General features: G+C 61.9%; 23 protein-coding genes, 1 tRNA gene and 1 pseudogene. 10 read left to right on the forward strand and 15 right to left on the reverse strand.

Annotated elements, in window-relative coordinates:
- Positions 1-78: 78 nt before the first annotated feature.
- Both DWY95_RS05200 and DWY95_RS05205 read right to left on the reverse strand, forming a co-directional pair.
- A complete protein-coding gene (locus DWY95_RS05200) occupies positions 79-651 on the reverse strand; it encodes a chromate transporter (protein WP_118552653.1) in 573 nt (190 codons plus the stop codon).
- The gene (locus DWY95_RS05205; RefSeq protein ID WP_118552654.1) at positions 648-1,211 is read right to left on the reverse strand and encodes a chromate transporter; all 564 of its coding nucleotides are present in this window, start codon (positions 1,209-1,211) and stop codon (positions 648-650) included. Before DWY95_RS05205 ends, DWY95_RS05200 begins: the two co-directional genes overlap by 4 nt.
- A gap of 199 nt (positions 1,212-1,410) precedes the next feature.
- Between DWY95_RS05205 and thiD the strand changes: the two genes are divergently transcribed.
- Entirely contained in the window at positions 1,411-2,199 is a 789-nt protein-coding gene (gene thiD / locus DWY95_RS05210; protein WP_118552655.1) for a bifunctional hydroxymethylpyrimidine kinase/phosphomethylpyrimidine kinase, read from the forward strand.
- 52 nt (positions 2,200-2,251) lie between these two features.
- On the opposite strand, the gene DWY95_RS05215 is transcribed toward thiD, so the two are convergent.
- The gene (locus tag DWY95_RS05215) at positions 2,252-3,208 is read right to left on the reverse strand and encodes a 2-dehydropantoate 2-reductase (RefSeq protein ID WP_118552656.1); all 957 of its coding nucleotides are present in this window, start codon (positions 3,206-3,208) and stop codon (positions 2,252-2,254) included.
- 150 nt (positions 3,209-3,358) lie between these two features.
- Positions 3,359-3,622: a hypothetical protein gene (locus DWY95_RS16770; RefSeq protein WP_147365920.1), complete on the reverse strand. Its 264-nt coding sequence runs from the start codon at positions 3,620-3,622 to the stop codon at positions 3,359-3,361.
- Here DWY95_RS16770 and DWY95_RS17350 point away from each other — a divergent pair.
- A complete protein-coding gene (locus DWY95_RS17350; protein ID WP_243082587.1) occupies positions 3,621-4,259 on the forward strand; it encodes an MBL fold metallo-hydrolase in 639 nt (212 codons plus the stop codon). The two genes, DWY95_RS16770 and DWY95_RS17350, sit on opposite strands and share 2 nt — an antisense overlap.
- A 545-nt stretch (positions 4,260-4,804) precedes the next feature.
- Here the strand turns inward: DWY95_RS17350 and DWY95_RS17590 are convergent.
- The 5 genes and pseudogenes from DWY95_RS17590 to DWY95_RS05250 all read right to left on the reverse strand — a co-directional run.
- A pseudogene (locus DWY95_RS17590) lies at positions 4,805-6,304 on the reverse strand (ComEC/Rec2 family competence protein); the annotation flags it as partial.
- Between the two features lie 3 nt (positions 6,305-6,307).
- The gene (locus DWY95_RS05230; protein ID WP_097793201.1) at positions 6,308-6,847 is read right to left on the reverse strand and encodes a phosphoribosyltransferase family protein; all 540 of its coding nucleotides are present in this window, start codon (positions 6,845-6,847) and stop codon (positions 6,308-6,310) included.
- A gap of 40 nt (positions 6,848-6,887) precedes the next feature.
- Positions 6,888-7,220, reverse strand: coding sequence for a histidine triad nucleotide-binding protein (locus tag DWY95_RS05235; protein ID WP_097793200.1), 333 nt, complete (start codon positions 7,218-7,220; stop codon positions 6,888-6,890).
- Between the two features lie 84 nt (positions 7,221-7,304).
- Positions 7,305-9,965: an alanine--tRNA ligase gene (alaS, locus tag DWY95_RS05240; protein WP_118552659.1), complete on the reverse strand. Its 2,661-nt coding sequence runs from the start codon at positions 9,963-9,965 to the stop codon at positions 7,305-7,307.
- A 472-nt stretch (positions 9,966-10,437) separates the two neighbouring features.
- Positions 10,438-11,169, reverse strand: a complete 732-nt coding sequence (locus DWY95_RS05250; RefSeq protein WP_243082588.1) for a hypothetical protein — start codon at positions 11,167-11,169, stop codon at positions 10,438-10,440.
- A gap of 159 nt (positions 11,170-11,328) precedes the next feature.
- Between DWY95_RS05250 and DWY95_RS05255 the strand changes: the two genes are divergently transcribed.
- Complete coding sequence (locus DWY95_RS05255) at positions 11,329-12,279, forward strand: RluA family pseudouridine synthase (RefSeq protein WP_097793198.1); 951 nt, start codon at positions 11,329-11,331, stop codon at positions 12,277-12,279.
- A gap of 227 nt (positions 12,280-12,506) precedes the next feature.
- Here the strand turns inward: DWY95_RS05255 and DWY95_RS05260 are convergent, their stop codons facing one another.
- Complete coding sequence (locus DWY95_RS05260; RefSeq protein WP_118552660.1) at positions 12,507-13,526, reverse strand: alpha-hydroxy-acid oxidizing protein; 1,020 nt, start codon at positions 13,524-13,526, stop codon at positions 12,507-12,509.
- 264 nt (positions 13,527-13,790) lie between these two features.
- Here DWY95_RS05260 and DWY95_RS05265 point away from each other — a divergent pair.
- From DWY95_RS05265 to DWY95_RS05275, 3 genes are all read left to right on the forward strand, one after another.
- A tRNA-Ser gene (locus DWY95_RS05265) sits at positions 13,791-13,882 on the forward strand.
- A gap of 187 nt (positions 13,883-14,069) precedes the next feature.
- Positions 14,070-14,753 (forward strand): gamma-glutamyl-gamma-aminobutyrate hydrolase family protein, encoded by a 684-nt coding sequence (locus DWY95_RS05270; RefSeq protein ID WP_118552661.1) that lies wholly within the window; start codon positions 14,070-14,072, stop codon positions 14,751-14,753.
- Positions 14,754-14,766: 13 nt separating this feature from the next.
- Complete coding sequence (locus DWY95_RS05275; protein WP_118552662.1) at positions 14,767-15,603, forward strand: hypothetical protein; 837 nt, start codon at positions 14,767-14,769, stop codon at positions 15,601-15,603.
- 54 nt (positions 15,604-15,657) lie between these two features.
- Here the strand turns inward: DWY95_RS05275 and DWY95_RS05280 are convergent, their stop codons facing one another.
- Complete coding sequence (locus DWY95_RS05280) at positions 15,658-16,368, reverse strand: 4Fe-4S dicluster domain-containing protein (RefSeq protein WP_118552663.1); 711 nt, start codon at positions 16,366-16,368, stop codon at positions 15,658-15,660.
- 86 nt (positions 16,369-16,454) lie between these two features.
- Here DWY95_RS05280 and DWY95_RS05285 point away from each other — a divergent pair, with 86 nt between their 5' ends.
- On the forward strand, positions 16,455-17,111 hold the full coding sequence (locus DWY95_RS05285) for a Crp/Fnr family transcriptional regulator (RefSeq protein ID WP_118552664.1): 657 nt from the start codon (positions 16,455-16,457) through the stop codon (positions 17,109-17,111).
- An 80-nt stretch (positions 17,112-17,191) separates the two neighbouring features.
- Here the strand turns inward: DWY95_RS05285 and DWY95_RS05290 are convergent, their stop codons facing one another.
- From DWY95_RS05290 to DWY95_RS05305, 4 genes are all read right to left on the reverse strand, one after another.
- On the reverse strand, positions 17,192-18,070 hold the full coding sequence (locus tag DWY95_RS05290) for a hypothetical protein (RefSeq protein ID WP_118552665.1): 879 nt from the start codon (positions 18,068-18,070) through the stop codon (positions 17,192-17,194).
- 269 nt (positions 18,071-18,339) lie between these two features.
- On the reverse strand, positions 18,340-20,385 hold the full coding sequence (locus DWY95_RS05295; RefSeq protein ID WP_243082589.1) for a hypothetical protein: 2,046 nt from the start codon (positions 20,383-20,385) through the stop codon (positions 18,340-18,342).
- Positions 20,386-20,427: 42 nt separating this feature from the next.
- Positions 20,428-21,741 (reverse strand): sensor histidine kinase, encoded by a 1,314-nt coding sequence (locus DWY95_RS05300; protein ID WP_243082590.1) that lies wholly within the window; start codon positions 21,739-21,741, stop codon positions 20,428-20,430.
- A gap of 15 nt (positions 21,742-21,756) precedes the next feature.
- Entirely contained in the window at positions 21,757-22,476 is a 720-nt protein-coding gene (locus tag DWY95_RS05305) for a LytTR family DNA-binding domain-containing protein (RefSeq protein WP_118552666.1), read from the reverse strand.
- 661 nt (positions 22,477-23,137) lie between these two features.
- Here DWY95_RS05305 and DWY95_RS05310 point away from each other — a divergent pair.
- The 3 genes from DWY95_RS05310 to speB are packed head-to-tail and all read left to right on the forward strand — an operon-like array spanning position 23,138 to position 26,347.
- On the forward strand, positions 23,138-24,604 hold the full coding sequence (locus DWY95_RS05310) for an aminotransferase class V-fold PLP-dependent enzyme (protein WP_118552667.1): 1,467 nt from the start codon (positions 23,138-23,140) through the stop codon (positions 24,602-24,604).
- Between the two features lie 10 nt (positions 24,605-24,614).
- Positions 24,615-25,472 carry a polyamine aminopropyltransferase gene (gene speE, locus DWY95_RS05315; protein ID WP_118552668.1) on the forward strand — a complete coding sequence of 286 codons (858 nt, stop codon included), beginning with the start codon at positions 24,615-24,617 and terminating at the stop codon, positions 25,470-25,472.
- A complete protein-coding gene (speB, locus tag DWY95_RS05320) occupies positions 25,472-26,347 on the forward strand; it encodes an agmatinase (RefSeq protein ID WP_118552669.1) in 876 nt (291 codons plus the stop codon). The genes speE and speB overlap by 1 nt, the downstream gene beginning before the upstream one ends.
- Positions 26,348-26,379 lie beyond the last annotated feature (32 nt).

Genomic DNA, 26,379 nt, shown 5'->3' on the forward strand with positions numbered 1-26,379 from the left:
AATAGCAGAATGCCGCCCTGCAGGCTCTCACCTGTGGGGCGGCATTCTGTTTTTTTACTGCCACTTCTCCCGAATGGGTCAGACGCCCCAGAACAGGATACCCAGCCCTGCCGCCAGAACGATCATTCCGATCGGCGAGGGGGCTTTTTTTATTACCTTTTTGTAGGCGAAGTGCACCGCCCACAAAAGGGCAAACACCGCCGCCGACCGGGCCGAAACGGAGACCCCGCCGCCCACGGTCGTGAAGCCCGCCAACGTGGAGAGCGCCATGGTCAGGGCCGTGGCCAGGATCATCGCCACAACGCAGGGCCGCACCCCGGAGAGGAAGGCTTCCACCCCTGCATACTTCATCAGGTTTTGCAGCACCGCTGCGATGAGCAGAATGATGACGAACGAAGGCAGCACCACGCCCAGCGTGGCGAAAAACGCACCCAGCAGCCCTCCTTGCGAGGAGCCGACGAAAGTTGCCATGTTGACAGCCAGCGGGCCGGGGGTGGACTCCGACACTGCGATGAAGCTCAAAAAATCGCTCTCGGTCAGCCAGCCATGCGAAAGCACAGTCTCCCGCACCAGCGAGATCATCCCGTAGCCGCCGCCAAAGGAGAGCGCCCCGATCATGAGAAAGTTCAGGAACAGCTGCACATAGATCATCTTCCCGCACCCGCTTTCTTCACAAGATAGAGCAGCACTCCCGCTGCCCCGCTGAGCAGGATGTAGTAGATGGACGAAAATGACACCGCCGCGACCGAACAGCCCACCATGGCCGCGATGACCGCCGCCAGGATGCAGACGTTGAACGCATTCCGTTCCAGCTGGCGCAGCATCTTCAGCCCCGCTGAGAGGATGAGGTAGATGACGCAGACCTGGATGCCCCGGAACGCATGGGCCACCACCGTCAGGCTCAGAAAGCGGTCAAAAAACAGCGAGATGCAGTAGATGACCACAAAGGACGGGATGCAGACGGCCACCGTGGAAGCTGCCGCTCCGGCGGTGCCGTCGATCTTATAGCCGATGTAGGTGGCGCTGTTCACCGCCACGGGGCCGGGCGTTGACTCGGCGATGGCGACCATATCCAGAAATTCCTCTCTGGACACCCACTGTTTTTCCTCGACGAATTCGTGCTCCAGCAGGGCGACCATGGCATAGCCGCCGCCAAAGGTAAACGCGCCGATCTTCAGGAATGTCCAGAACAGGGTCGAAATTTTTTTCATTTCAGTTCCCTCCCAAAAACAAATCGTTTGATTATTCCACGCCTCCTTACTATATCGCCCTGCCGCCCGCCTGTCAAGAATCACTCCGCCCGCAGAGATTGGATCTCTGTGCAGAAAGCGGCGCAGCTCTTCTCTTTCTTCGCGCGGCATGGTATACTGAACACAGACACCTGATGTTACAGAAAAGAGGTCTTATTTCATGAAAACCGCATTGACCATTGCGGGCAGTGATTCCAGTGGCGGTGCCGGCATCCAGGCCGACATCAAGACCATGGCGGCCAACGGCGTCTTTGCCATGAGTGCCATCACGGCCCTGACCGCACAGAACACCACCGGTGTGACCGGCATCTTTGAGACGACGCCGGAGTTTCTGGCCGCTCAGCTGGACGCCGTGTTCACCGACATCTACCCCGACGCCGTGAAGATCGGCATGGTCTCCTCGGCACCGCTCATCCGCACCATCGCCGAGCGGCTGCGCTTCTATGAGGCAAAGCACATCGTGGTGGACCCGGTGATGGTGGCCACCTCCGGCTCCCGGCTGCTGCGGGACGACGCCATGCAGGCCCTCACGGAGCAGCTGCTCCCGCTGGCAGAGGTCGTCACGCCCAACATCCCGGAGGCCGAGATCCTTTCCGGCCTAGTCATCACCGACGCCGCCGGGATGGAAGCCGCCGCCCGGAAGATCAGCGAGCAGTACGGCTGTTCCGTCCTCTGCAAGGGCGGGCACAAGGTCAACGATGCCGACGACCTGCTCTGGCGGAACGGCAGCGGGAAGTGGTTCCGTGGGGAGCGCATCCACAACCCCAACACCCACGGCACCGGCTGCACCCTGTCCAGCGCCATCGCCTCCAATCTGGCCAAAGGCTATGACCTCGACACCTCGGTCGAGCGGGCCAAGGAATACATTTCCGGCTGTCTGTCCGCCATGCTGGACCTCGGCCGCGGTTCTGGCCCCATGAACCACATGCACAAACTCTTCCTCGATTAAACGGCACGAAGCCCCCATCCCTGCGGTGCAGGGATGGGGGCTTCGGTCTGCGTTATTTTGCCCAGGTGACCGCCTCGTTGCCGGTATAGTCGAACCGGCCGTCGTTCTTTTCTTCCAGCGCCTTGATCATGTGGTAGGTGTATTCGTTGTAAGGCGTCTGGATGCCCAGCTCTGCGCCCATCCGCATCAGGGCACCGGAGAACATGTCGATCTCGGTGTGGCGTCCGGCGTCCAGATCCTGCAATGTGGAGTAACGGGCCGTGGGCGGCACGGCACTGCCCCGCCCGGCAGCGGCATCGGCGATGCGCAGGTCGATGCCTTTGGCCGCTGCAATGGCTTCCAGCTCCCGGCGCAGACCGTCGCTGATGGCCTGCATGTGTACGCTGTCCCGGTAGCAGCCCACGCCCGCGCCCAGGATGGCCTGTGGCAGGTTGTTGCAGACGTTCAGACGGAACTTAGCCCACATCTCTTCCCGGATGTGCTCCGTGACCCGGTAGTGGATGCCGCTCCCCTCGAACAGTTCCACGATGGCCTGCACCCGTTCGCTCTGGAACGGCGCCTCCTGTTCGCCGAAGATGATGCCCAGCGTGGCGTCCGGGTCAAAGTGGAAGCCGTCGGCCTCCTTATGAGACGCCACCTTGATGAGCGAGCGGATGACATGCGCATCCCCCACCTCAGCAGCGATGCGCTCCTCGCTGTCCACGCCGTTCATCAGGCTCATGACCACCGTGTGCGCTCCCACGGCCTTTCGGATGCTGTCCATTGCGCCGGGCAGCGCACCGTATTTCAGGCAGACCACGAGAAAGTCCACCCCGTGGGCCTCCTCCGGTGCCCAGACCTCCGGGCGGTAGGTCCTGCCGTTGATGCCAATGCCGTTTGCCCTCAGCCGCGCGGCGCGTTCGCCCTCGGCCAGCACCCCCAGCCGGATGCCCGGCTTGTCCGCCAGACCCCAGATCACATACGAACCCACGGCACCGGCTCCCAGCACCGCCACAGTTTGCATCTTCATTCTTCGTTCCCCCTCGTTTTGTATTGCGCTTTCATTCTAGCACGAAGCCGCGCCTCTTTGCAAGATGCTGCCCCCGCCGGATGTTCTTTTTGGGGCGGGGCCTGCTCTGTTTTCCTTGCAAAGTGCCGTCCGCTCCTCTATAATAAAATCTCAAGCTGTCGATTTCAAAAAAGGAGAAGCACCATGGAACATTGGCACCGCAGCGGGCAGGCCCTGCTCAACGAAATTTCCACCACCCGGCTCCCCGCCAGCCAGCTGGCCGTCTGGTCTATCGGCCAGTGCGGGTTCATTTTCAAGTACGAGGACACCGTCGTCTGCATTGACCCGGTGCTCAGCGACCTGACCGGCCCCCTTTGCACCGGAGGCACTGCGGGCAGACCTCGTGCTCTGCACCCACGGCCACGCCGACCACATGGCAAAAGATACCCTGCGCGGGCTGACCCGGCATCCCGCCGCCCGGTTCGTTCTGCCCGCCGGGTGCTCTGCCCTCGCCGCCGAATACGGCATCCCGGCAGACCGCATCACAACGGTGCAGGAAGGTTCCATCCTGCCGCTGGGCGGGGTCACCGTCCGGGCCTTTTCCGCCGCCCACCCGGAGCACATTCTGGATGCGGGCGCCCCCGGCATGGCGCTGGGGTATCAGCTTACCTTCGGCGGCTTTACGGTCGTGCACCTGGGCGACACCTACCTGACGCCCCATCTGTATGAAACGCTGCAGGCGCTCCCCCGCCCCGACCTGCTGCTGGCCCCCATCAACGGGCAGGACTTCTTCCGCACCCAGCGCAACTGCATCGGCAATTTGGAAGCCGAGGAGGCCGCTCAGCTGGCCGTCCGGCTGGGCGCGGCCTGCACCATCCCCACCCATTACGACATGGTGCAGGGCAACACCGTGGACCCGCTGCGGTTCGCTGCGGCCCTGCGTCAGCTGGACCCCGCCGCCTGTTTCGCCCTGCCTGCGCTGGGCGAGCGGCTGCTCTTCCAGGCCGCTGCAGGCCGGAAGGACAGCAGTGTTTTCTCCTGCCCGCCGCCGTCCTCGTCCATCCAGCGATAGTCTGTGCTGCGGGTGAGAAGGCTCTGATAGCGCACGCCATCCGGTCTGGCCATCGACGCCAGCAGCCAGTCCACCTCCAGCGGCTGGGCAAACCGCACCGTGCCGCTCAGGGTCACAAACGACTGCCCCTCGATGGTGAACCGCACTGCACAGCCGGTCTGTGTGCGCAGGACTTCCAGCGACGCCGTGTCGGTCCGGAGCGTTTGGGTCGTATTCGCGGCCAGCCGGGCTGCCCGGACGATCTGCTCTGCACGGAGAGTGCAGGGTTCCTGCGGGTCCATCCGCAGGTCGATGAGCGCTTCCACCGTCCGGATGCTGCGGCGTTCCAGCGCCGTCTCCACGGCTTTCCGGGTGGTCTGCCCGCCCCGGTAGAGCACGACGGCCCGGTCGTTCTGCGAGAGGATGACCGCCGGAGCCATTTTACTGCCCACCAGTTCCACGCGGACCACGTCCCGGCTGAAGGCGTTTCCGGCCCCGATGGCAAGCGCCGCTGTGAGCAGCACAGCAGGCACCGCCGCCCGCAGCCGGATGTTCCAATGCCAGGCCAGCCCCAGCAGCGCAGCCAGCAGCAGGCAGACGAGCGCCGCGTAGGCCGTATCAAAATAGATCTGCGCACCCGGCCAGCCGGACACCCACAGGGCCCAGTGGTCGAGCAGGTCCACCAGAACTTCTGCCCCGAACGCCGTGGCCCGGTGCAGCGGCTCCAGCGCCGGGGCCAGCCCGGTGAGTGCTGCCGCCAGCCCCAGCAAGAGGATCGGTTCGACCAGCCAGAGCACGGCCACGCTGGAGACCAGCGCATACAGGCTGGTGCTCAGGCCCCGCAGCACCAGCACCGGAAAGGTCGCCATACAGGCACAGCCGGAGACGCAGAGCGTCTCCCACACCGCTGCCCCCTGCTGCCGCAGACAGTTTGCAAGGACTCCGCCGCATTTGCCGGCGGTTTTTTTGTTGCGGCGGCGTTTTTCTTCCCGCCGCTCTGCACTGCGGCGGGCCAGTGCGACACCCGCCAGCGTTCCCAGCACCGCCGCATAGGAAAGCTCAAACCCGATGTCGCAGACCGCGTAGCTGTTGCCTGCGGTCATCAGCACACCTGCTACGCCAAGGGAGGTCAGCGCATCCGCCGGGCCGTAGACCCAGACGCCCAGCGCGCTGATCCACACGGCCGCCCCGGCCCGGAGGACGGACGGCGTGAAGCCGGTCACTCCCACCAGCAGCACCGCCATCCCGGCCCGAAGCAGAGCATTCCGGCGGCAGCTGGCATAGCTGCGCAGTTTTCTGCGTTTTGGTTGGAACCGGGCCAGCACACTTCCGCAGAGGATGGAGACGTGCATTCCGCTGACGACCAGCACATGGGAAAGCCCAGCCCCGCGGTACGCATTCCGGAGGCGGGTGGAGAGATGGGTGCGGTCGCCCGTGACCATTGCGGCCAGAACACCCGCCGGGCCCTCCGCCATGCCGCGCCGCAGCGCAGCGCTCAATCGGCTTTGCAGGCGGGCCGTCCGGGCGCGGAACGAGCGGCTTTCTCCCAGATGTTCCAGCTTGGTGCCCCCGGCAAGCTCCGCATTCAGCGCAATGCCGTCGGCATAGGCGGAACATTGTTCTCCTTCCGGCAGTGCTTCCAGCGCAAAGGTCCCGCGCACCCGCTCCCCGGCGCTGCATCTCGGCAGGGCGGCGCATTCCACCCGGAAGTCCGCTGCTTCGCCGTCCACTGTTTCCACACGGAGAACGGCATCCACGACGCCCGGATAAAAGGAGGTGCGGACCTGCTCCACCTCGGCGGTCAGCGTGACAGAGGTCCCGTCATAGGCGGCCTGCAGAGCGTTCAGCCGGGCGTGGGTGTGCAGCACCGCCCCAAGGCCCAGCACGGCCCCTGCCAGCAGCAGAATGCCGCCCAGTTTCAGGGGCTTTCGGCCCAGCACAGCGGCAAGGAGCCCGCAAACAAAAATTGCCGCAAGCAGCGGCAAAAGCCATGCTTGCGGCAAAAAGGCGCACACCAACTCCACCCCCAGCGCACCGGCGCAAAAGAGGCAGAGCGGGCGTCTCATGATTTAGTGCAGGAAGAGGGGCAGCGGCTCCAGGAAGATGATATCCTTGCGCTCCGCTGCATCACCCTCGGCCAGAACAGCAGCCTGACCCACGATGGTGCATTTGGTCTGCTCGGCCAGCGCATCCAGCGCCTTCAGCGAACCGCCGGTGGAGATGACATCGTCCACGACCAGCACCCGCTTGCCGTTCATCTTATCCAGCTCTTTGCGGTCGATGACGAGCTTCTGCTTGCCCGCAGTGGTGATGGACTGGTCCTCGACGACGACCGGCTCCTTCATATAGAGCTTGATGCCCTTGCGTGCGCAGACGTAGGGCTTGCCGCTCTGGCGGCTCATCTCGTGGGCCAGCGGGATGCCCTTGGCCTCGGCGGTGAGCAGGATGTCAAACTCCGGGCATTTCTTCAGCAGCTCGGCGGCAGCGGCCACGGTCAGTTCGGTATCGCCCAGCATGATGAAGGCAGCGATGTCCATGTGGTCATTGACTTTGCAGATGGTCAGTTCACGGGTCAGGCCCGCGACGTTCAGCGTATAGGTTTCAGCCATAACAATTCCCCTTCTCTTTGTAGTTCCGTTTGGTTTTGGCTCAGACGGGCAGTTTTTCGCCGCCCAGCACATGGAAGTGCAGGTGCTTCACGGTCTGACCGGCGTCCTCGCCGACATTGGAGATGACGCGGTAGCCGTTGTCGAGGCCCTGCTCCCTGGCGAGCTTTGCGATGACGGCAAAGATGTGGCCCAGCAGGGCACCATCTTCTTCGGTCAGCGCAGCGGCGGAAACGATGTGCTTTTTGGGCACGACCAGGAAATGCACCTTCGCCTGCGGGTTGATGTCGTAAAAAGCAACGACCTGATCGTCCTCGTACAGCTTTTTCGAGGGGATCTTGCCCTCAGCGATCATGCAAAACAGACAATCTTCCATGGGAATTGCTCCTTTCGGATCTTTTTTATTCCTCTGCACAGCCCCCCTTTTCAGGGGCGCTGACGAAGAGGTTATTTTTCATGTTCAGCCCAGCTGCTTCTCGACGATGCCCTTGACGGCTGCCAGAGCTTCGTCGATCCTGGTCTCGTCCTTCAGACCGGCCATTGCAAAGTCGGGCTTGCCGCCGCCCTTGCCGCCGGCGATGGCGCTGATCTCCTTGACCAGAACGCCCGCCTTCAGGCCCTTTTCCTGTGCCATCTTGTTGACGGTGACGGCCATGGTGATCTTATCCTCGGCCTTGCCGACCAGAACGGCCACCACAGGGTTGACGGCCTTGTCGCGGACAGTATCGCACATGCCGCGCAGGGTGTCGCCGGAGGTGCCGGTGAAGTAAGCGGAAGCGATCTTCACGCCGCCCACTTCCTCTGCGTCGTCGAACAGGCTGGTGACCTTGGAGGCAGCGATCTTCGCCTTCATATCGTCCAGCTCCTTGCTCATGGCCTTGTTCTCGGCCATGACAGCCTCGGCGCGGGCAGGCAGACCGGCCACATTGTTGGCCTTGAGGGCAGCCGCCACGGTGTGCAGCATCGTTTCCTGCTTGTTGGCGCGCAGCAGCAGGTTCTTGCCGGTCACGGCCTCGATGCGGCGGATACCGGCCGCCACAGAGGACTCGCTGACGATCTTGAAGCATCCGATCTGGGCAGTGTTCCGGACATGGGTGCCGCCGCAGAACTCGGTGGACCAGCCCTCGATATCGACGACGCGCACGACCTTGCCGTACTTCTCGCCGAACAGAGCCATTGCGCCCAGCTTCTTTGCCTCGTCGATGGGCATCTCCTTCACGGTGACATCCATGGCATCAAAGATGCGGTCGTTGACGATCTTCTCCACGCGGGCCAGCTCCTCTGCGGTGACTGCGCTGAAGTGGGTGAAGTCGAAGTGGGTAATCTCGCCGTCCTGATAAGAACCAGCCTGGTGCACATGGTCGCCCAGCACTTCGCGCAGAGCAGCCTGCAGCAGGTGGGTAGCCGTGTGGTTGCGGCAGACAGCCATGCGGTATTCCTTGTCGACCTTGGCGGTCAGATGGTCGCCGACCTTGACGATGCCGCTCTCCAGTACACAGGTGTGGACGTAGTAGCCCTTGGGGGTCTTCTTGACGTCCAGCACACGCAGGGAGCAGTCTGCACTGGTCAGCACACCCTGGTCGGCCACCTGGCCGCCCATCTCGGCGTAGAACGGGGTCTTGTCCAGCACGACCAGAACGTCTTCCTTGGCCTGCTCATCGGTAGCGATGGCATCGGTCAGGGTCTCCTCGTCGCTCAGGGCGACCACGACGCCGGTGTCGTTCAGGGTCTCGTAGCCGGTGAAGACGGTCGGCTCCGTGTTCAGGCTGCCGAACAGGTCCTCGCTCCAGCCGGAGATGTTCTTCTTCAGACGCTCGGCGCGGGCGCGCTCCTTCTGCTTCTTCATCTCCGTGTGGAAGCCTTCCTCGTCGATGTCGATGCCCTGCTCCGCTGCGATCTCCTTGGTCAGGTCGAGGGGGAAGCCGAAGGTATCGTTCAGCTTGAAGACGTCCAGACCCTTCAGCAGATGCTCGTGGGCCTTTTCCAGGCCGTCGATCATGTTGTTCAGGATGGTCATGCCGGCGTCGATGGTGCGGGCAAAGTTTGCCTCCTCGGTGCCGATGACCTTCTTGATATAGGCGTCGTGCTCACGCAGTTCGGGGTAAGCAGACTCGCTGGACTGGATGACGGTCTCGGCCAGCTCCACCAGGAAGGGGCGGCTGATGCCCAGCATCCGGCCATGGCGGGCGGCACGGCGCAGCAGACGGCGCAGCACATAGCCGCGGCCCTCGTTGGAGGGCAGGATGCCGTCGGACACCATGAAGGTGCAGCTGCGGATGTGGTCGGTGATGACGCGGATGGAGATGTCATCCTTTGCATTGGCACCGTAGGTCTTGCCCGCGATGTGCTCCACATGGTGCAGCACACTCTGGACGGTATCGACCTCGAACAGGTTGCCGACGCCCTGCATCACGCAGGCCAGACGCTCCAGGCCCATGCCGGTATCAATGTTGGGCCGTGCCAGGCGCTCGTAGTGGCCCTTGCCGTCGGCATCGAACTGGCTGAACACCAGGTTCCAGATCTCCATATAGCGGTCGCAGTCGCAGCCCACGCCGCAGGTCGGCTTGCCGCAGCCGTACTCCGGGCCGCGGTCGAAGTAGATCTCCGAGCAGGGGCCGCACGGGCCGGAGCCATGCTCCCAGAAGTTATCTTCCTTGCCCAGACGGACCATGTGGTCGGGGGCAATGCCCACCTTCTTGGTCCAGATGTCGTAAGCCTCATCGTCCTCTTCGTAGACAGAGATGTGGAGCTTATCCTTGGGGATGGCCATCCACTCGTCGCTGGTCAGGAACTCCCATGCCCAGGGGATGACCTCTTCCTTGAAGTAATCCTGGAAAGAGAAGTTGCCCAGCATCTCGAAGAAGGTGCCGTGGCGGGCGGTGATGCCGACGCGCTCGATATCCGGGGTGCGGATGCACTTCTGGCAGGTGGTCACGCGGTGGCGGGGCGGCTCCTCCTGTGCGAGAAACCACTTCTTCATCGGGGCCATGCCGCTGTTGATGAGCAGCAGGCTGGGGTCATCTTTCGGGACAAGCGGGAAGCTGTCGAGGCGCAGGTGGCCCTTGCTTTCAAAGAAGCTCAGGTACTTTTCGCGCAGTTCGTTCAAACCGGTCCATTGCATAACTGTATCTCTCCTCGTGGTTTTTCCGGCGTCCTCCTCCGGACGCAGTATTTTTATGACAGGCGAAAACAAAAACAGCCTCCGCCCCAACAAAGGGACGAAGGCTGTGTGAAGGCTCCGTGGTACCACCCAAATTGCAGGAGATTCTGTCCCCCTGCCGCTTTGTGCGCGGTAACGCTGCGCTGCGTCCGGCTTTTTTCGCCGGAAGCTCCGGGGCGGCTTGAAAAACCCTCTGCCGGAACGCCTTGCAGCCCGAAGCGGGCGTTCTCTCTGGGCGGCATCGTCTGTTTTTCTGACCCCATCGTTGCCATCTGTCATAATCTGTTTTTCCACACAAACGGGCAAATCTCCCCTTTGCGTTCAATTCAGATTATAGCATGGTTGCGGCATTTGTCAAGCCCCTCTCAGGTGCTTTCGCGCCAGCTCTCCCAAAGGGAGAGTCCTTGGCAGGTCGGGCAGGCTGCGCGTCCCCTTACGGCACCCAGATGCGGCGCACTTCCACGATTTTGCCCTCCTGTACTGCAAGGGTCGTATTGTACACCGTCCAGTTGTCCGGGTCTGCATTGATTGCAGCCGCCACAGCCTGCGCACCAGTCGTCTCCACCGCGTCGGCCTGCGGGTCAGCGGAGCTGTCTTTCAGCACCACATCGTCTGCCAGACTCAGTTCTGTTTCACCGACTTCATAGTAAACCGGATAGTCATCAAATGTTATGGTACGGTAATACTCCGAACCATCCATTAAAATCAGGTCCAGACCTCCCTCCTGTTCGATTCCACCGTTGATCGTTACCGTATGATACGGATCGTTCTTCTCGATGCTGGTCACTTCCACTTCGGCATACTGATTTCCCGTCATATATTCTACGTGGAGCCGAATTTTATCGCCTGCTTTCAGCTCATCGATGTCGGCTTTCTCGTAGGCATCATAGCTGTAGATCCGGGCTGTGACGGTTCCGTCCTTGACCTCAGAAGCAATATCCGCCGAAACGAATGTGATCGTGTCCGGTGTTTTCGTCACGTCTTCTATGGTAAAACGGCCGACAGGTTCCACAACGCCTTCTTCCTGCACACGGGACGAAGCGGGCACAGCACTGTTCGAAGCCGCCGGGCTGCTGGCCGTAGAAGCGGACGCCCCGCAGCCTGCCAGCCCCACGCCGACGGCCAGAGCCGCAGCAAGCATCCATACTTTATAATAGAATCTCATACGAACCCCTTCTTTCTGTGCATCCGATGATACACGCTTTTCACAAAAAAAGCAACCCGGAATTTTTCCGTTCCGCTCGCTTGACGGAACGGCCCGGTTCCGCTACAATAAAAACGATTCAAAGACGCATTCTATTTCAAGATAGAGAGGAAAATTTCCGTGAAGATCGTAAAAGTAAAATGTCTTGCCCCCACCCGGCTCGACAATTATCTGATGCAGCAGTTCCCGGCGCTGAATCCGGGCCGCCTGAACAAAGCCCTGCGCGAGAACAAGATCAAGCTGAACGGCAAAAAGCAGCCGCTTTCCACCCGTGTGATGGCAGGCGACGAGATCAAGCTGTTCATTCTGGACGAGGTGCTGGACGCCGACAAGCGGGTGGAAGGCCCGGCCTGGAAGAACGCACGCGGCCCGGCGCAGGTCATCTACGACTGCCCGCAGATCCTGGTGGTGAACAAGCCCGCCGGTCTGGCCGTGGACGGCCCGGAGGACGACACTCTGCTCAACCGCGCGCTGCTCTACCTCAACCAGCAGGGCGAGTATAAAGAAAATGACCTCTACACCCCCGCCCTCTGCCACCGGCTGGATACCGGCACCAGCGGTCTGGTCATCCTCGCAAAGACGCCGGAGGCCGAGCAGCTGTTCCTGGAGGTCATCAAGAACCGCGAGGTCAAAAAGACCTATCTCTGCGTCACCTTCGGCCGCCCCGTGCCGCCGGACGGCACCCTCGGCGGCTATCTGCTCAAAGACGCCGACCGCGGCATCGTCAAGATCGTGGAGGACAAGCAGCCCGGTGCCAAGGATGTGGAGACCCAGTATGAGACCATCGCTGTCTCCGGCCGTCTGGCCCTGCTCAAAGTCCGGCTCATCACCGGCCGCACCCACCAGATCCGCGCCCACATGGCCAGCATCGGCTGCCCCATCCTCGGCGACAGCAAGTACGGCAACAATTCCGCCAACCGCGAACTGAAGCTGAAGTATCAGGCCCTTTGCGCCTGGGAGCTTGCCCTCCCCCGCTTCACCCAGCCCGACTTCGCCGACCTTTCCGGCAAAGTCTTCCGTGCCCCGAAACCGTGGTACTACCAGCAGGTGCTGGATGGGACGCTGAAATAACGCTGCTCTGTCCACACATCTGCGGCAGCGCCGCAAATTAACAAACCCCTGAAAATCGGAAAGAGATCTTCACGCCGCAGGCGGGAATCTCCCGATTTTTCAGGGGTTTGTCTACTTCTTTGGGGTTCCAAGGGGCGAGCAGCCCCTTGGCCGTGCCTCCCGCGCTTCGGAAGTAGCGGGCGCTTTTCTGGTACTCTTTTGGCGCGCAAAAGAGTACAGTTCTCCCTTTAGATGCGCACCATCTCGCGGGTGATCTCGCTGATGGAGTGTGCACCGCACATCTGCATCGTATCAGCCAGTTCCCCGGCGATCTTGTCGATGTAGCACTTGACACCCTCTTCGCCGCCGCCGTAGACCGCCGTGACGAAGGGACGGCAGATGAGCACACCGTCCGCGCCCAGAGCCAGTGCCTTGAAGACGTCCACGCCGGAGCGGATGCCGCCATCGACCAGAACTTTCACGCCGCTGCCCTTGAGGGCATCTGCGATCTCCGGCAGGACTTCTGCCGTTGCCGGGCACTGATCCAGCACACGGCCGCCGTGGTTGGAAACGACGATGGCGGCCGCTCCGGCTTCCTTCGCCTTGAGCGCACCCTTGACGGTCATGACGCCCTTGACGATGAAGGGACGGCCCGCCAGTGCAACGATCTCCTTCAGCTCGGCCACGCTCTTGCTGCCCGCCGGAGGGGTCATGTTCTTCAGGAAGGGCAGACCGGCAGCATCCACATCCATGGCAACGGCAAAGCAGCCGCTGGCTTTGGCCTGGTCCATCTTGGCCTTGACCGTGTCGATGTTCCAGGGCTTGATGGTGGGTACACCGCAGCCACCTGCCGCGCCGATGGCCTGGGTGGCCATGGTCATGACGTCGGGGTTGGTGCCGTCGCCGGTAAAGGCAGCGATGCCGTTCTCCGCGCAGGCGCGGACCAGCACATCGTTATAGGTCATGTCGGTGTAGGCGTCCGAGTAGTGGAGGTTCACCGCGCCGACCGGGCCTGCGAAGAAGGGCAGGCGGAAGCTCTTGCCGAACAGCTCCACATGGGTGTCGGGGGTGCCGTTCTCGCACAGGGTATCCATGTTGACCCGGATGTCGGCCCACTTATTATAATTGCGGATGGCCGTGTCACCCACGCCCTTGGCACCGGGGCCGGGGATCTGGTTTTTGCAGGCCACGCCGTTGCACACCGGGCAGGCCTTGCAATACTTGCCGATGTTCTGCCGGGCATTGCTCAAAACGTCTGAATAATTCATTGTGATCGTCCTCCTATTTCCATTCCAATCCCTGCGGAATTTCCCATTCCGCGCACTCTCTGCCCTCATCATAGTCCCGTTTGGGGCTTGCGTCAAGAGGATTTATCGGGCAGCGGCATTTCCTTCAGAATTTCTTCTTCGAGCCTGTGTCATTTTTTGATTTTCTGAAATTTTTTCAAAAAAATCCTTGACAAAAGTGCTTCTTTCAGGTATTATAGTGGAGCGCTGAGGGCCACGGCCCGAAACGCTGAAAACCGAAGATGTGGAAAGATGGCTGAGTTGGTCTAAGGCGCACGACTGGAAATCGTGTAACGTGTCAAAAGCGTTCTGGGGTTCGAATCCCCATCTTTCCGCCAAAATGCCCGGAACCGATGGTTCCGGGTTTTTGTTTTATCGGTCAGCGGACCTGCCCTCTTCGTCCGCTTCGCAGACCGTTCTCTCAAAGGGAGAGCCCCTGGCAGACCGGGCAATCCCCCGCTTTTTACAAAGGCAGCCGGACTCCGCGTTCGCGGGCGGCGGCTGCAAACAATGAGGCAGTTGAATATGCGTGTTGTGATCGCCATGCCGCGGATGAGCACCGACCCGGAGCCGACCGTGGCACAATCCAAATACATGGAAAGTCTGGCCCGCGCCGGAGCCGGGATGCGCTGGGTCGAGCTGAATGACCCCGAACAGGCGGTGCAGGACGCCCTGACCTGCGACGGCCTGCTGCTGCCCGGCGGCGGCGACATGGACCCAAAGTTCTACGGGCAGGAGCGCATCCCCGCCTGCGGCGAGCCGAATCTTCTCCGCGATGCAGCCGAGCCGCTGCTGCTGCGCGCCTTTCTGGCCGCAGACAAACCGGTGCTGGGCATCTGCCGGGGCATCCAGGTCATGAATGCCGTGCTGGGCGGCGACCTGTATCAGGACATCAAGCCCTTCGAACATCTGCCGCACAACGGCCACTGGGCCAAAGTCCACACCGTCACCGTCCGCCGGGGCACCCTGCTTTCCCGCATTTTGGGGCAGGACACCGTGCTCGTCAACAGCCAGCACCATCAGGCCGTGGACCGGGTCGCCCCCGGCTTCACCCTCGCCGCGCTGAGCGAGGACGGCATCGTGGAGGCCATCGAAAAGCCGGACGCAGGGTTCTGCCTCGGCGTCCAGTGGCACCCGGAGTGGCTCAGCGATGCAGATCCCGCCATGCAGAGCCTGTTCGATGCGTTCGTGAACGCCTGCTCGAAATAAAGGAGGTTTTTCCATGACTGCTCCCAAAAACAACAAGCGGGGCCGTGCCGCCCTCGTGGTGGTTCTCTGCCTGCTGGCGCTCTGCCTGGCGGCAGGCGGCACGGTGTACGGCCTGCTGTCCCGCAAGGTCAAGGCCATTCAGGCCGGGGCGGACTTCGATTTCCGCTACACCGTCACCTCCACGGCTTCCCGGACGCCTGCGCTGTACGGGGTGCTGGAACAGGTCGGGGCCACGCAGGGCACCGTCTCCGGCCAGTATGCGCCCGGCAGATTTCAGTTCGCGCTGACCTCCCAGAAGAGCGGTTCCGCCTTCACGCGGGTGTACATCGACGCGAACGAGACGCTGTACGACGCCGGGCAGCTCTACACCTACCTGCGCGGGGAGATCGTGGCTGCGGCCCCTCTGGCCGGGCTGGTGCTGCCCAACTGGTCCATGGGCAGCTACATCTCCCAGACCCAGCTGGCTTCCCTGCTGGGCGTGGAGCTTTCCGCCGTGGAGATGCAGGACATGACGAACCTGACACTGGGGCTTGGAGCCCTGCAAAAGGTCACACCCGCCGGGGCGCTGGACGGCTACACCTACTACCAGCTGCCCGCCGGGGAGACCGGCCTCACCTGCATCGTCGGCCTGCCGCTGAAGGAATTGTTCTCCGGCACGACGCCGCTCCACATCCTGCTGACTATCCCCGAACACGAAGTGCGCATCTCGCTCAGCGGCACCGTTACCGCCGCTGAGACTGCCGTGGTGGCCCCCACCTCCCGGATGAGCGACGCCGATGTGGACAACTTCGTCCAGCTCCGTCAGGCACTGGAAAAATTTGCAGAAATGCTTCAGAAAGCCGCCTCTTAAACAGCAAGAGCTGCTGCACCCGCCGTGCAGCAGCTCTTGCTTTCTCTTTTTATCTTATCGGTCCAGGATGCGGCCGTCGATGGAGAAGGTCACCACCTGCCAGGGAATGAACTTGCCGCTGTTCTTCAGAGCCGTCACGGCAGCGTGTTCGATGCCGCCGCAGCAGGGCACCTCCATGCGCAGCACCGTCACGCTCCGGATGTCGTTCTGGGAGAGGATGGCCGTCAGCTTCTCGCTGTACTCCACGGCGTCCAGCTTGGGGCATCCGATGAGGGTGATCCTGCCCTGCATGAACTCCTGATGGATGTTCGCATAGGCGTAGGCCGTGCAGTCTGCCGCGATGAGCAGCTTTGCCCCGTTGAAGTAGGGCGCGTTCACGGGCACGAGCTTGATCTGGCAGGGCCACTGGCCCAGCTGGGAGGGCATCGCGGTACCTGCCGCAGAGGCCGGTGCCGCTTTGCGGTCGAACTGGTGCATCTGGTGGCCGGGGCAGCCGGAGTGTGCCGGGGCAGCAGCGGCAGCGGCCTTTTTCTGCTTGTTCTCCAGCACGGCCTGCTCGTCATACGCCGCAGCCTCGCGCTCTTCAAAGGTGATGGCACCGGTGGGGCAGCCGGGCAGGCAGTCGCCAAAGCCGTCGCAGTAATCGTCCCGCATGAGTTTGGCCTTGCCGTTGACCAGGCCGATGGCCCCTTCGTGGCAGGCCGTGACACACGCACCGCAGCCATTGCACTTTTCCTCGTCTATGTGAATGATTTTTCGGATCATAAGAGAATCCTCCTTGCTTTTTCTGTGCACAGTATACTATAATGACAGCAAAGATTCGGTTGTTGTAACCACAAAGAGGGATTTTTATGGACTATCACTCGATTTTTCTGTTTCAGGGCCTGACCGAGGCCGACATCGACCAGATGGAACGCGGCCGCTGCCTGCGGCGGAAAGCCTTTGCCCGCCGCCAGACCATCTTCCACACCGGCGACACCGTGCATGAGATCGGCATCGTACTGCGGGGTGCCGTCCACATCGAGAGCATCGACCTCTGGGGCAGCAAAAGCATCCTCAGCGAGGTGGGCGAGGGGCAGGCCTTTGCCGAGACCTATGCGTTCTGCGGAGAGCCGCTGATGGTGGATGTCCTCGCGGCGGCAGACTGCGAGGTGCTGTTTCTGGACACGGCTGCTCTTGCCCGCCCCCACGCCGAGCACAGCTGGCAGGACCGCCTGCTGCGGAATCTGCTCCGTGTCTCCATGAAAAAGAACCTTACCCTCTCCCGCCGCATCCTCTGCACCGCCCCCAAGACCGTGCGGGGGCGGCTGCTGACCTACCTGTCCGGCCAGGCCGTTCAGGCGGGCGGCATGGAGTTCGACCTTCCCTTCAACCGCCAGCAGCTGGCCGACTACCTCAACCTTGACCGCAGCGCCCTCTCCAAGGAGCTGTGCCGGATGCGGGACGAAGGGCTGCTCACCTTCCGCAAGAACCACTTCGTGCTCCGGCAGCTGCCGGAGCTGCTGTGAGTGCCAGGTACAGAAAAACGCGCAGAGCCGCTTTCCCCGCTTCGGGAAGCACGCTCTGCGCGTTTGTTTGATGTTCGGTCTTACTGGCCCATGTCCGCGTGTTCCTGAAGCCACTTGCCGCCTTCGCCCTTGCCGGTCACCTGGCTGTAGGTCACATTCGTCAGCTCTTTGATCATCGCATCTTTTTCTTCTTTGTACTCTTTTTCCGCAGCATCTGCAATGCTCTGGTCGTAACCATTTTCCCGCAGATATTGGCGCAGCTCCGTGACGATCTCCTTGAACTCCTTGTCGCATTCGCTCTGCAGTTTGGTCAATTCCATCGTCTTCCCCAGCACGATGGAGACCTTCAACGCCAGATTCCGTTCTTCTACGGGGTGCTCCATATATTCACTGTACGCACTGCTTGCGGTCTGATACAGTTTTTTGCTGCTGCGTTTTTGCAGGTTCCGGAGCCGTCGCACATACGCATTGACCTTTGCATCCGTGGTCTCCGTTGTATGCGAGCTGCCAGACGAGGCCGATGTCGAAGACGACGCCGAATGCGAGGACGACGCCGCATGAGACGAAGCGGCCGAATGCGAGGACGATGCCGCGTGGGACGACGCCGCCGAATGTGCAGCGGGCTTCGAAGAAGCGGCGTGGCTCGATGCGGGCTTCGAGGAAGCGGCTGCTTCGGACGAGGACGCACTTGCGTCCCCGCTCTCTGCGCTGCTGTCCACTTCCTCCGAGGATGCGTCCGGCTCCTCTTCCGGCTGCGGCTCCGGCTCACTGGTGGAGTCTGCGGCACTGGCCGCACTGGAGGACACCGGCGCTTCTGCCTGCGCTTCCGAACTGCTGGCCGCAGCGCTGGCCACAGCCTCGTCGGTGGGGTCTGCGTTTGCGATGTGCAGTGCGAGCGGCACCGCTGCAATGAGAAGCAGCGCAACGGCTGCGATCAACTGTTTTGTGTGTTTCTGCATCTTCTATCAGACGCTCCCTTCCTCTGGAATTTCCCGCAGGAGGCTGCAAAGTATCTCAAGCATACCATTTCACACCCCGGAACACAACCCCTAAATCGTGAAATTTCTGTTTGATTTTCGTTTCGGGCCGGTCCGCGAGGGTTCCCGGACGCAGCGTTCAAAGGCTCTGCCGCCAAAGTGCAACCAAAAAGAACCGCCGTCTGCCCAAACGAATCCAAAGGCAGACGGCGGTTTTCAAAAGAGAAGAGAGAAAGACAGCTTTCGGGAGATCAGCGGGCCAGCAGGATGGATGCGGTCACTTCTTTTGCGTCCGGGCTCAGGTCAAAGTCGCCGCCGTCCTGCAGGGTGAAGCGGATCTCGTACACCTTCTGCGCGCGGAGACGACCGGAGGCATTTTCCAGCGACCAGCTGCCCGTAAAGGCGTGATACTGCCCGTCGGTGCCCTTGGCGTAGAGCTTGTAGTCGGAGGCCTTGCCGGTCAGGCCGTTGACCCGGATGGCGGCAATGGTCTGGGGGTGGAGGTTGTCGAAGGTGACGGTGTGCAGCCAGGTCGCCGGGGTGCCCTGCCCGCCTGCTGCGGCAAATTCTGCCGCCGAAACGACGGTGCGGCGGGTCTTATCCAGGTCCACCTTGCGGTAGGGCATCTCCGGCAGGTAGACGAAGCGGTCCTGCAAACGGAGCAGCTCCTTGTAGCCGGTGGGGCAGTACAGCTTGTTGCCGTCCCGCCCGGCATACATGCCGATGGCCATGTTGTTGTAGCCGTACAGCGACGCGACGTCCACGGTGAGCACGGTCCTGCCCGTCTCAAAATCCAGCACGATGTACTGCCACATACCGCTGTCCACATCCTGCACGAAGCCGTAAATATAACCGGTGGCCGTGGAGAGCTTCATCATGGAGGTGTCGCTGAGGTCGTCGCGGCACCAGACGCTCTTCATGGTCCAGCCGTCGTCGGTCCGGATGGTATCCACCCGCTCGATGCCTGGCATGATCATGCTGTTGCCCTTCATCAGCCAGTTGCGGTCGTAGATGTTCTCGTAGCTCTGGATGGAGGAATCGTTGTCGGGTTTGGCGAGGTTCGGGCTGCCGGCGCCGAACCAGTTGCAGACGATGGTGCTGATGGTGCCGGTGCCGTGGTCGTAGACGATGGCAGAGTTTTCCACCGAGACCGGCATATTGGCGGGCAGTTCGTCGATGACGGGCAGACTGGCCACGATGGCACCGGTGTGGATATCCAGCGCCAGCAGGCTCACGGTGTCCAGATTGTCGGTGAAGAAGACCAGGTCCCGGCTGAGGGAGGGCGAGCAGCCGCTGCCCCAGGCCAGACCGCCGCCGGTGGTGGCGTCGCCCTCATGGCTGTCCTTGGCACCCACGCTGTTGTAGCCGGTGTGCCAGACGACCTCCACGCCGTTGTTGGCCCGCAGCAGGTAGCAGGCCAGGTTCGTCAGGATGACCGCGCCTTCCTTGCAGGCGGCGATGCCGTTTTCGGCACCTTCCCCGGCGATGGGCGCATAGACGTGGACTTCGTGGTCGAGGTCGGCCGTGCCGCCCGCCAGGATGGCCTCGATGGCGGCATGGGAGACATAGCCCATCGCGCCCTGCTGGCCCCGGCTGGGGTAGATGCGGAAACCGCCCGTCACGAACCAGAGGTTGCCCTCGTAGTCAAAGACGACGGAAAGGAGCTTCTGGTCCAGCGTTCTGCCCAGCACCTTTTCGGCTGCGGCCTTGATGTCGATGTCCAGCATCTTTTCGAACACCGGCAGCGGGGTGCCGTTCTCGTCGGCGGCGCGGAGCATCAGGACGTGGTTGTGGCTGGTGGGGCAGACGATGAGGTTCCGCCCGTCCACGAACGAATAGGAGCTCTGGATGACATACCCGCCGCCGTCGTGCCTGGTGGGCGAAAAGAAGCCCCGCGTGGTCACCTCTTCCGCATCCAGGTCCCGGATGGCGAGGCCGCCCAGGAACGGGCTGATGGGGTTGTCGAAATTGTCAAAGAAGATGGCCGGAGAGGCATTGGGGTTGACCTTTTCCATCGCTACATTGACTTCCGGGCAGATGCCGATGGGCAGCACGGCATCTGTGGAGTCGGTGTTGTAGCAGTCGTGGTGGATGTTGGACTCGCTGAAGCCCATAAAGGGGTTGGCATCCACGACCTTGGCGGTCAGAGGCTTGGGCGGAAGGGCGGTCTCCGCCTTGCTGCCCAGCAGCCCGGTCAACAGGCTGTTGGTCTCCTCCGCATGGGCGGCAGGTGCAAGGCCGCAGGCCAGCAGGGTGAATGCAGATGCGCTGAGAAAGCTGCGTCGTGTCATTTTCATCGTGTCGATCCTCCAATTTTCCATTGATGCGTTGTCGATTCGTTATAAATTCAGGAGCACATTGGCTCGGAAGACGTTGTTCTTCGTTTCTACGGTCAGATCGCCGTTGTACTTGCGGACGGCGGTCTCGATGGAGACCAGCCCGATGCCGATCCCCTCGTGCTTGGTGGAGTGCAGGATGCCGCTCTGCTTTTTCAGCACACCGTCGTAGCGGTTCTCCACCACGATGCCCAGCATGGCCGGGCTGAGCATCCGGGCCATCACCCGGATCTGCCGCTGGTCCGGCGTCAGCTTCCGGCTGGCGTCGAGCGCATTTTCCAGCAGGTTGCCCAGGATCATGCACAGGTCGGCTTCCGGCATGGGCAGCAGAACGGGCAGCTCCAGCTTCCATTCGATGGGCACCCCCTTCTGCCGGGCCTCGTGGTCGTAGTGGCCCGCCAGCGCATCCACTGCGGGGTTGGCGCACAGGGTGGGGCGGGCCTCGCTGAGCTCGCTCTCGTACTGGCTGAGGTAGTGTTTCAGCTCGTCCAGCTGCCCGGCCTCGGTCAGGCCGGAGATGACGTGCAGGTGCTGGCGGAAATCATGCCGCAGGCTGCGGGTCTGCTCCATGTATTCCCGCAGCTCCATATAACGGCGGGATTCCACGCCCAGCAGCTGGTTTTCCCGGTCCAACTGGGTGTTCCGGGTGTACTCCTGCGCCACCCGGTACATCTCGTACAGCAGCAGGAAGATGCCCAGCAGCGAGATGGACACCGCCAGCACCGCAATGATCATGATCCGGTTGAGCAGGACGACCGACGGGTCCAGCGGGATGCAGAAGATGAGGAAGGCCGCATAGATGGCCGGCAGCGGCCACGCCGACTGCCAGAACGCTTCGCCGTGGTATTCCTGCAAGAGCCATGCGCTCCATCGGACGGCCGTGAAATGGAAGAGGACGCTCAGCACCGCCGAGAGACACAGCGCCAGCAGCGCTGTGGAGACCAGATTGGCCTCCTGCTGGTTGCCGGTCTCGGCGCGGGCGTTCAGCACCACGGCCATCAGCGAACAGACCGCCAGCATGACAGCGGAGACCGAGAACAGGAAGGCCGTCTGGCTGACGGTCACTCCCTCCGTCCGCCATCGCAGCAGCCAGAACGAGACGATGAGAATGGGGAGCAGGAAAACGTTGCTGGGCAGTTCAAAGATCGTGCACAGTGCTGCACACCCAAGGCACAGCGCCGTGAGGGCACCGCCCGCGATCCAGCAGGTCGTTTTTGGGGCCTTCAGGTGGTCCCGCAGCGGGGCCAGGCAGAGATAGGCCCCCGGATACAACAATGCAAATTCGAGAAAGTAGCGTCCGAACAACACAGCATCCACGGCGTTTTTCTCCTCTCAGAACTCCCGCTGCATGTGGCGGAATTGATATTGTGTGAATTGCGCAAACAGGCTGTTTTTATCCTTCAGGCGGACGGGCAGCCGGGCACCGTCCAGCATCTCGATGCAGTCGCCCTCGAACCGCAGCACCTTATCCATGTTCAGCAGCAGGCCCCGGTTGCAGACAAGAAAGTTCTCCTGCGTCTCCAGCTGCTGCTCCACCTGCGCAAAGGTGGCAGCGGCCCGGCATTCGCCGTCGTCGGTCACGATCCGGACGAAGTGGTTCTGGGATTCCGCATACAGGATCTTATTCAGCGGCAGCTGCACGGTCTGGCGTGCGATGCGCACCTCCAGCTCCGGCTCCTGGCGGCAGAGCACCCGCCGCAGTTCGGCGGTCAGCTGCCGGATCTTTTCCTCTTTATACGGCTTGAGCAGATAATCGAACGGATGCACCGGAAAGGCTTCCCACACGTATTCCGGCGACGAGGTCACAAAGACGATGAGGAGATGCGGGTCCTTTTCCCGCAGCTGCCGGGCCGTCCCGATGCCGTTCGTGCCCTCCATGCAGATATCCAGAAACACCACAGCATACGGCCCGGCGGCGGCTCTGTGCAAAAATGCGTCGCCGCTCTCGTACAGGTCGCAGACGACAGGATCCTCCCACGTCTGCCGCAGCAGCCGCTCCAGCCGCTGGGCTTCAAACTTCTGGTCTTCAACGATCGCGATCCGCAGCTCCATCGCTACGCTCCCCCCTTGCAACTTGATTGTACCACATTTTTCCGCCCCCTGCACCTGCCTTTCACGCGCGAAACACCCCCTTTCACGCAGAATTGCCCCATCTGCGCCGCCAAAGCGTGTCGGAAAACATCGAATCCGTCTGGTCTGCCCGCTTCCCGCCGCCTTCTCCAGAATCTGTGTTTTTTCATTCCTTTTTTACATTTTTTCAAAAAAGGATTGACAGCGTGAAACCGGCATGATAAGATAACATTTGATTTTGAGAGACAAAGCATGTCGGAGTCTTTTCAAAGCAATTTACCTGGGACCGCCCATCGGGGCTAAGGCCATACGGACAGCCGGGTCCACTGCCGACCGGCGGCATCGCCGCCATTATTGATCGAGTTAAGATCTCGAATTTTATAAGTTGGTTCCTTTACAGCCATGAAATTGCGCACCCGCTGCGCAGACTTGTGAAACGGTCAATAAGAGTAGTAAAAGTGTAATTGCTATATAGACTCTCCTCATCCCGTCTTTTGGATCCTGCACACCGTCCGGTTCCGGCTCGCCGCTGGGGGCTTTGTGCGCACATTCAAACGCTTTTTGCAAAGCGCAGGTCTGCACCTTTGGGTGTTGGTCCTGCGCTTTTTTGTTTGTCAGGGGATCAGGGACGGAGGAAAAGAACATGAGTGAGAACCGTACACGGTTCCGGCTGGACCAGCGCCGGGCACCCATCTACGAAGCGCTGGAACAGTTCCGGCAGATGCGGGTGGTGCCCTTTGACGTGCCGGGCCACAAGCGCGGCCGGGGCAACCCGGAGCTGACCGCCTTTCTGGGCCAGCAGTGCGTGGGCGTGGATGTGAACAGCATGAAACCGCTGGACAACCTCTGCCACCCGGTATCGGTCATCCGGGAGGCCGAAGAACTGGCCGCCGATGCCTTTGGCGCGGCCCACGCCTTTTTGATGGTGGGCGGCACCACCAGCTCGGTGCAGAGCATGGTGCTGACCGCCTGCAAGCGGGGCGATGAGATCATCCTGCCCCGCAACGTGCACCGCAGCGTGCTGAACGCGCTGGTGCTCTGCGGCGCTGTGCCCGTTTACGTGAACCCAGAGGTGGACAAGCGCCTGGGCATCTCACTGGGCATGAAGCGGGAGCAGGTGGAAAAGGCCATCCGGGAGCACCCCAACGCCGTGGCCGTTCTGGTGAACAACCCCACCTACTACGGCATCTGCAGCGACCTGCGCGCCATCGTCAAGATGGCCCATGACGCCGGGATGCTCTGCCTGGCGGACGAAGCCCACGGCACCCATTTCTACTTTGGCGGCGGGCTGCCGGTCTCGGCCATGGCCGCAGGGGCCGACATGGCCTCCGTCTCGATGCACAAAAGCGGCGGCAGCCTGACCCAGTCGAGCCTGCTGCTCATCGGACCGAACGTCCACCCCGGCTATGTGCGGCAGATCATCAACCTGACCCAGACCACCTCTGGCAGCTATCTGCTGATGTCCAGCCTGGACATCTCCCGCCGCAATCTGGCCCAGCGGGGGCGGCAGGTCTTCCACCAGGTGGCCGACATGGCCGAGTATGCCCGCGAGGAGATCAACGCGGTGGGCGGCTACTACGCCTTCGGCAAGGAGCTGTGCAACGGCAACTCGGTCTTCGACTTCGACACCACCAAGCTCAGCGTCCACACGCTGGACATCGGCCTGGCGGGCATCGAGGTCTATGACATCCTCCGCGACGAATACGACATCCAGATCGAGTTCGGCGACATCGGCAACATCCTGGCCTACCTCTCCATCGGCGACCGCCCGCAGGAAGTGGAGCGGCTGGTCAGCGCACTGGCCGAGATCAAGCGCCGCTACCGCACCGACGGCACCGGCCTGCTCAGCCAGGAATACATCGACCCCGTGGTGGCCACCAGCCCGCAGGAGGCCTTCTATGCGCCCAAAAAGAGCCTGCCTCTGCGCGAGACCGTAGGCATGGTCTGCAGCGAGTTCGTCATGTGCTACCCGCCGGGCATCCCCATTCTGGCCCCCGGCGAGCGCATCACGAAGGAGATCCTGAACTACATCGAGTACGCCAAGGCCAAGGGCTGCAGTATGACCGGCCCGGAAGACCCCGACATTTTACACCTGAACGTTCTGGCCTGAGGAGGAAAACATGGAATTTTGGTTTTCGGAATTTCACACCCCGGATGTGAAACACAGCATCCGGGTGAATAAGCAGCTCTATTCCAAGCAGAGCGACTATCAGCGCATCGACATCTTCGAGACCCCGGAGTTCGGCCGGGTGCTCACGCTGGACGGCAACGTCATGCTGACCGAGCGGGACGAGTTCATCTACGATGAGATGATCGTCCATGTGCCCATGGCCGTGCACAAGGAGGCCAAGGACATCCTCGTCATCGGCGCAGGCGACGGCGGCGTGGTGCGGGAGCTGACCCGCTATGACCGGGTGGAGCGGATCGACCTGGTGGAGATGGACCCGCAGGTCGTGGAGGCCTGCCGCGCCTATCTGCCCGGCAACGCCTGCCGGATGGACGACCGCCGGGTGCACATCTACTTTGAGAACGCGCTCAAGTTTATCCGCCGGTGCGAAGAAGAATACGACCTCATCATCGTGGACTCCTCCGACCCGTTCGGCCCGTCCGAGGGCCTGTTCACCCGCGAGTTCTACGGCAGCTGCTTCAATGCGCTGCGGGCCGACGGCATCATGGTCAACCAGCAGGGCAGCCCCTTCTACGCCGAGGACGCCAGCGCCATGCAGCGCAGCCACAAGCGCATCGCGTCCACCTTCCCCATCAGCCGGGTGTATCAGGCACACATCCCCACCTTTGCCGCCGGGTACTGGCTGTTCGGCTTTGCCAGCAAGAAATATCACCCCATCGACGACCTCGACGCCGACGCATGGAAGGCGCTGAACATGCGCACCCGCTATTACACTGCCCGGCTCCATGTCGGCGCATTTTATCTGCCCGCCTTCCTCGAAGAGATGCTGCGGGAAGTGGAGGAACACTGATGCAACCCAACGTTGAGACCTTTATCGGCTGCGACAGCAGCTACCGCGCCGCCAGCATCGTGCTGTACGGTGCGCCTTATGATTCCACCACCAGCTACCGCCCCGGTGCCCGGTTCGGCCCGGCCGCCATCCGGCACGAGAGCTATGGTCTGGAGACTTACAGCCCCTATCAGAACGCCGACCTGACCGACTTCGACATTTTCGACAGCGGCGATCTGGAGCTTTGCTTCGGCTCCAGCGAATCGGCGCTGGCCGACATCGAAGCCCGCGCCGAAGAGGTCCTGAAGGACGGCAAGTTCCCGCTCCTGCTGGGCGGCGAACATCTTGTCACGCTGGGGGCCGTGCGGGCCGCCGTGAAGAAGTACCCGGACCTGCACATCGTCCACTTCGACGCACACGCCGACCTGCGGGACGACTACCTCGGTGCCCGGCTCAGCCATGCCTGTGTCCTCCGCCGCTGCCACGAGCTGGTCGGCGACGGGCACATCCACCAGTTCTGCATCCGCAGCGGCGACCGCACCGAGTTCGAGTTTGCAGCCCAGCACACCGAGATGCACAAGTTCGACTTCACCGGCCTTGCCGAACTGACCGAGCAGCTCTGTGCCAGCAAGGCCCCGGTCTACCTGACCATCGACCTCGACTGTCTGGACCCCTCCTGCTTCCCCGGCACCGGCACCCCCGAAGCGGGCGGCGTGAGCTTTTTGCAGTTGCTGGATGCCATCCGCACCGTGACCAGCGCAAACATCGTCGGTGCCGACCTCAACGAGCTGGCCCCCACGCTGGACACCACCGGTGTTTCCACGGCCACGGCCTGCAAAGTCCTGCGGGAGCTGCTGATCGCGCTCGACAAGGGCTGGCCCGGCTTCCAGGTCTGATGAAACCACGCGCAGGCGTTCGCTCTGCGCTG

This window comes from Faecalibacterium sp. AF28-13AC (genome assembly GCF_003478405.1).
In the GTDB taxonomy this organism is placed as follows: Bacteria; Bacillota; Clostridia; order Oscillospirales; family Ruminococcaceae; genus Faecalibacterium; species Faecalibacterium prausnitzii_E.